At 73.1% G+C, this 4,315-nt stretch carries 7 protein-coding genes; 1 reads left to right on the top strand and 6 read right to left on the bottom strand.

From position 1 onward, the window contains the following. From AOK03_RS30740 to AOK03_RS30720, 5 genes are all read right to left on the bottom strand, one after another. Window positions 1-290, bottom strand: a 290-nt coding sequence (locus tag AOK03_RS30740) for a hypothetical protein (RefSeq protein ID WP_055568640.1), incomplete at its 3' end; no start/stop codon positions are given. Between the two features lie 52 nt (window positions 291-342). Continuing rightward, window positions 343-918, bottom strand: a complete 576-nt coding sequence (locus tag AOK03_RS30735; protein ID WP_055568639.1) for an RNA polymerase sigma factor — start codon at window positions 916-918, stop codon at window positions 343-345. Further along, window positions 915-1,130 carry a hypothetical protein gene (locus AOK03_RS30730; protein WP_157869121.1) on the bottom strand — a complete coding sequence of 72 codons (216 nt, stop codon included), beginning with the start codon at window positions 1,128-1,130 and terminating at the stop codon, window positions 915-917. Before AOK03_RS30730 ends, AOK03_RS30735 begins: the two co-directional genes overlap by 4 nt. Before the next feature lie 121 nt (window positions 1,131-1,251). Further along, window positions 1,252-1,941, bottom strand: coding sequence for a phosphatase PAP2 family protein (locus AOK03_RS30725; protein WP_055568637.1), 690 nt, complete (start codon window positions 1,939-1,941; stop codon window positions 1,252-1,254). Between the two features lie 112 nt (window positions 1,942-2,053). After that, window positions 2,054-2,989, bottom strand: a complete 936-nt coding sequence (locus AOK03_RS30720; RefSeq protein ID WP_055568636.1) for a M56 family metallopeptidase — start codon at window positions 2,987-2,989, stop codon at window positions 2,054-2,056. 141 nt (window positions 2,990-3,130) lie between these two features. Here AOK03_RS30720 and AOK03_RS30715 point away from each other — a divergent pair, with 141 nt between their 5' ends. After that, the gene (locus AOK03_RS30715; RefSeq protein WP_055568641.1) at window positions 3,131-3,772 is read left to right on the top strand and encodes an HAD family hydrolase; all 642 of its coding nucleotides are present in this window, start codon (window positions 3,131-3,133) and stop codon (window positions 3,770-3,772) included. Window positions 3,773-3,826: 54 nt separating this feature from the next. On the opposite strand, the gene AOK03_RS30710 is transcribed toward AOK03_RS30715, so the two are convergent. Next, window positions 3,827-4,315, bottom strand: a 489-nt coding sequence (locus AOK03_RS30710) for a DUF5134 domain-containing protein (RefSeq protein ID WP_055568635.1), incomplete at its 5' end; no start/stop codon positions are given.

The following is a 4,315-nucleotide window of genomic DNA, read 5'->3' as shown; positions in this document are numbered from 1 at the left end:
CGGTTGCCGCCAGTGGTCGGGGAGGGGACCGCGACACCGACGCCGACACCCCGCGCAGACGGCCGGTCGCCACCGCCCAGGGCGGAAACCGCCTTTGTGGCCACGGCATCAACAGGCGACGTGCTCGCCCACTGCTGCCGCCGCTCCTGAACGGAGCGCACGTCCTGAACCGGGTGCACTTCCTGGGCCATCCACTGCCGCAGCTCCAGCAGGCCCTCAGAGGTGCTGGGGATCGGAGGCTGCGCATCGGCCACGCGGTCGAGCTGCTTCACGAGGTCGTCGGCGCCCACCGGGGTTCCCGAGGGAGAAGGAGCGCCGGGTGCGTCGGTCCTGCGCTGGCCGTCACTCATCCTGTGCCGCCTCTCCCGGACGCTCGTCCCGCCACTCGGAAGGGAAGACGACCTCGCTCCCCAGCTCCGTGGCCAGGGTCCGCCGCGCATTGCGCAGATGGACCCGCACGGTGCTCTCAGCGATGTCCAGATGCTCGGCGATCTCGCCGGTCGTCCATTCGCCCTGCCATTTCAAGAGTGCCACCCGGCGCTGGGCGCGGGTCATGCTGTCGATGATTTTCCAGCACCTCCGCAACAGCAGATTGGAGACCGCTGTCCGCGGTGTGTCCAGGTCGGCCACCAGATCGTCACTGGGACCGCCGGATTCCGAGCGGCTGGCCGCGCCCCACTGGTCGAAGACCTTGTTCTTCAACACCCGGTACAACCAGGCACGTTGCTCGTCCCCGGTACGGGTCCGCAGCTTGCCCCACCGCAGAGCGGCGGCCTTGAAGGTCTCCTGCACCAAGTCGTGAGCCATGTGCCGCGCGCCGCCGAGCAGCCGTGCCGCGAAGCGGACCATGTCGTCGCGGAACCGTACGTAGAGCTCCGCGATCTCTCCCCAGTGCTCCGGTGGGATCCGGGGCGTCATGACTCCCGCTCCGGAAGCGGCGCGGCCCCGCCTCCCACCCGAATCCACACTCTCGGACCACCCGATCCCCGCTCCTGGGCCACCACGGTGCCGGGCGGCGCCTGGACGGCGATGGCCAGCAGCGTCCTGCGACGGGACCTCTCCGCGAGGAGCCGCATCACTCCGACGACGAGCAGGACGCAGCAGCCGGACCACGGGATCACCCGCAGCACGAACACTGCCCCTTCAACTGCCCACCCTGGCACCAGGGCTGTCATGGCGTTCATGCTTCTTCATCTCTCGCCGCACCAGAAGCGTTTAGCACCCGTCAATACAGGTTGACGGCGCGGCCTGTCACGAGGGGGTGGTCCCGTGGCGCCTGCCGGGCCGGTACGCGTACGTCGCGATCGCCAGCGCCACCATCAGGGCGCCGAGCAGCGAGCCGCCCACCACGTCCGACGGCCAGTGCACACCGAGCCAGATCCGGGTCGCCCCGACCCCGACGACGGAGACCACGGCGAGCGTCAGGCAGGCGCGCCACACGGCGGGGCGGACGCCGTACAGGTGCAGCACCCACAGGAGCAGACCGCAGACGACCACCGCCGTCATCGCGTGCCCCGACGGGAACGCCGCGTAGTGCGCGGAGTCCACCGGGTCCGGCCAGACCGGGCGCGGCCGGTCGACCGCGGCCTTGAGCCCCTGCTGCAGCGCGGAGCCGACCGCGCAGGTGCCGGTCAGCCAGAGCGCGAGCCACCACGCCCCGCGCAGCGCAAGCCAGATCACCGCCACCGCGCACAGGGCGCGCATCGTCCAGGGGTCCCACACCCAGTCGGTGAGGATGCGGCTGGCGCGCGTGATCCCGGATTCGTCCACCGCCCAGCGGTGGGTGGTGCGCGCGATCTCACCGTCGAGCGAGAGCAGCGGCCGCCACTCAAGCGCGACCAGGAGGAGCAGCAGGAGCGACGGCACGCCGAGGGCCGCAGCGGTGAGCGCGGCCCGGGCGCCGGGCGGTCGGGTCGGGGTGTCGGTGGGCGCGGAGTACATGAAGTGATCCTCGCCGACGGGGCGGGGGTGAGGCCATCCCGGGGCGGCGGGGTGTCCCGGTGGCGGCCGGTCCGGACAGCCCGGTGGCAGCCGGTCCGAACGGACGGTCGCCCTAGCCCAGCGCGCGCAGTCCCGGTACGAAGGTGACCAGGACGGGGATCACCGGTACCAGCGCGGCCGTCGCCGTCAGGCGGAGTCTGCGTCCCGTGGTGAGGCGGGGGCGGGCCGCGAGGAGGCGGTGCACGCGCTGCGGGACGTGTGCCTGGTGGGCCGGGCAGGGGCCGAAGACGCCGCGGTCCTCGTTGAGTTCGACCAGCGCGAGGGCGATCGTCAGGCGGCCGAAACGACGCGACGCCACGTCGTCGGCGGCCAGCTCCACCAGCCGGTGCATCTCGTCGCGGAACGCCGCGAACACCCGCACCTGCGGGAACCCGATCGCCAGCGCGCCCGAGCAGTGCAGCAACCAGTCGTGCCTGGCCTGCGCGTGACCCTGCTCGTGGGCCAGCACCGCGTCGAGCTGACGGCCCTTCAGGCGGCGCAACGCGGCCGTGGTGACGACCAGTTGCGGTGCCTGGCCCGGCAGCCACCAGGCGTCGGGGCGCTCACCCTCCAGGACGACGAGGCGATTGCTGCCGGGCTCCTCGCCGGGCAACAGCGGGGAGCGTTCGAGCAGTTCGGCCCGGTTCCCGGAGCGACGCACCCGCGCCCGCACGATCTCCCTGGCCAGCATGGCCGCGGTCCACACGCCGCCACAGGCCAGCACCACGGCGGTCGCCGCCGCCCAGGGGCCGGGTGCCTGCAGCGCGTACGCCTCGACCACGGCGTGCGGCGCGGGCGCGAAGACGTGGCCGCGCACGGCCTGCCACGCGGCGGCGGCGCTCAGGACCATCGAGAGCGCGCAGCAGAGCAGCACACCCGCCACCACACACTGCCAAGCCCACAGCGCGACCACGGGTTCGCGCTCCGGCCAGTCGGCCCGCGCGAGCATCCGGGGAGCGACGACAGCGGTCAGGGCGCCCAGCAGCAACAGCGCGACGGGGACCATCATGGCGCCCAGCCTATGAGGGTCGGACTACCCGAGGGTATGGGCTGCCACCCCAAGTGACGCACGCCACGGCCGACACGTGCGTAATTCTCGTACGAGTGACGACCGCGGACCGGGCGCCGGGTCGCCGTTAAGGTGCGGATGATGATCGAGACCATCGTGTTCGACGTGGGGGAGACCCTCACCAAAGACGACCGCTACTGGGCATCCTGGGCGGACTGGCTCCAGGTGCCGCGCCACACCGTGTCCGCGCTCGTCGGAGCCGTCGTCGCGCAGGGCGGGGACGACGCCGACGTGCTGCGGCTCATCAGCCCGGAGATGGACGTCGCTTCCGCCTGCCGCGCACGCGAGACCGCGGGCCGGGGTGAGCATCTGGGCGAGGCCGACCTCTACCCGGACGTGCGTCCCGCCCTCGGCGGCCTGCAGAAGCTGGGCATCCGCGTCGTCGTGGCCGGGAACGGGACGGCGCGTGCGGGCGAGCTCCTGCGCGACCTCGACCTGCCCGCCGACCACATCGCCACCTCGGGCGACTGGGGCGTGACGAAGCCGGACCCCGCCTTCTTCGCCCGGGTGCTCGAAGTGGCCCAGGCCGACCCCCAGGAGACGCTGTACGTCGGCGACCACCCCGACCACGACGTGTTCCCCGCCCGGCGGGCCGGACTGCGGACGGCCCACATCCGCCGCGGCCCGTGGGGGCACTACTGGGCGGACGACCCCGGCGTCTTCGACGCGGCCGACCGGCGGATCGACGGCCTCACCGCACTGGCCGCGCTGACCGGACGCTGAGAGGTGCCGCCGGTCCTGCCGCGCTCGCCCCGCTGACCTGACGCCGAGGCGCGCCTACAGCGTCAGCAGCATCGCCACCATCCCGATCCCCATCGACAACCGGCACGCCAGCGCCACCTCGGAGCGGTCCGCCCACCCCAGAACGGCCGCGCCGCCCGCCGCCGAGGAGACCGCCCGGGGGGCCAGCCGGGCGCCCGACCACAGCACGTACCCCGCGAAGTACAGCAGGAGTGCGCCGGTCAGCAACGGAACGCCGGCGCCTCCGTGGCCCGCGTGCGCGCCCGGAGCCATGGCCATCGCCACCGACATATAGGCCATCGCGAACGCGCCGACCAGGTGGTGGAGGTGGTGCGGGTGGCTGCGGGCCGCCCACATGGTGTGCAGCCCGGCCGCGCCGAACACCGCGGCGTAGACCAGCCACGCCCAGCGCGGCGGCGCGAGCACGGCCGCGGGCACGGCCATCACCGCCATCCCGAACCCCATGAGTGCCTCGCCGCCGGCCGTGCGGCGCTGTTCCTCGATCCTGCTGCGCATGCGCAGCAG

Source organism: Streptomyces atriruber (assembly GCF_001418325.1).
Lineage (GTDB): Bacteria > Actinomycetota > Actinomycetes > Streptomycetales > Streptomycetaceae > Streptomyces > Streptomyces atriruber.
Note: the sequence above shows the minus strand (reverse complement) of the source record. Positions and strands in the feature narration are given on the sequence as shown.

Coding starts and splice junctions, on each gene's coding strand:
- AOK03_RS30735 (WP_055568639.1), bottom strand. CDS start 918: ATGACGCCCCGGATCCCACCGGAGCACTGGGGAGAGATCGCGGAGCTC.
- AOK03_RS30725 (WP_055568637.1), bottom strand. CDS start 1,941: ATGTACTCCGCGCCCACCGACACCCCGACCCGACCGCCCGGCGCCCGG.
- AOK03_RS30715 (WP_055568641.1), top strand. CDS start 3,131: ATGATCGAGACCATCGTGTTCGACGTGGGGGAGACCCTCACCAAAGAC.
- AOK03_RS30720 (WP_055568636.1), bottom strand. CDS start 2,989: ATGATGGTCCCCGTCGCGCTGTTGCTGCTGGGCGCCCTGACCGCTGTC.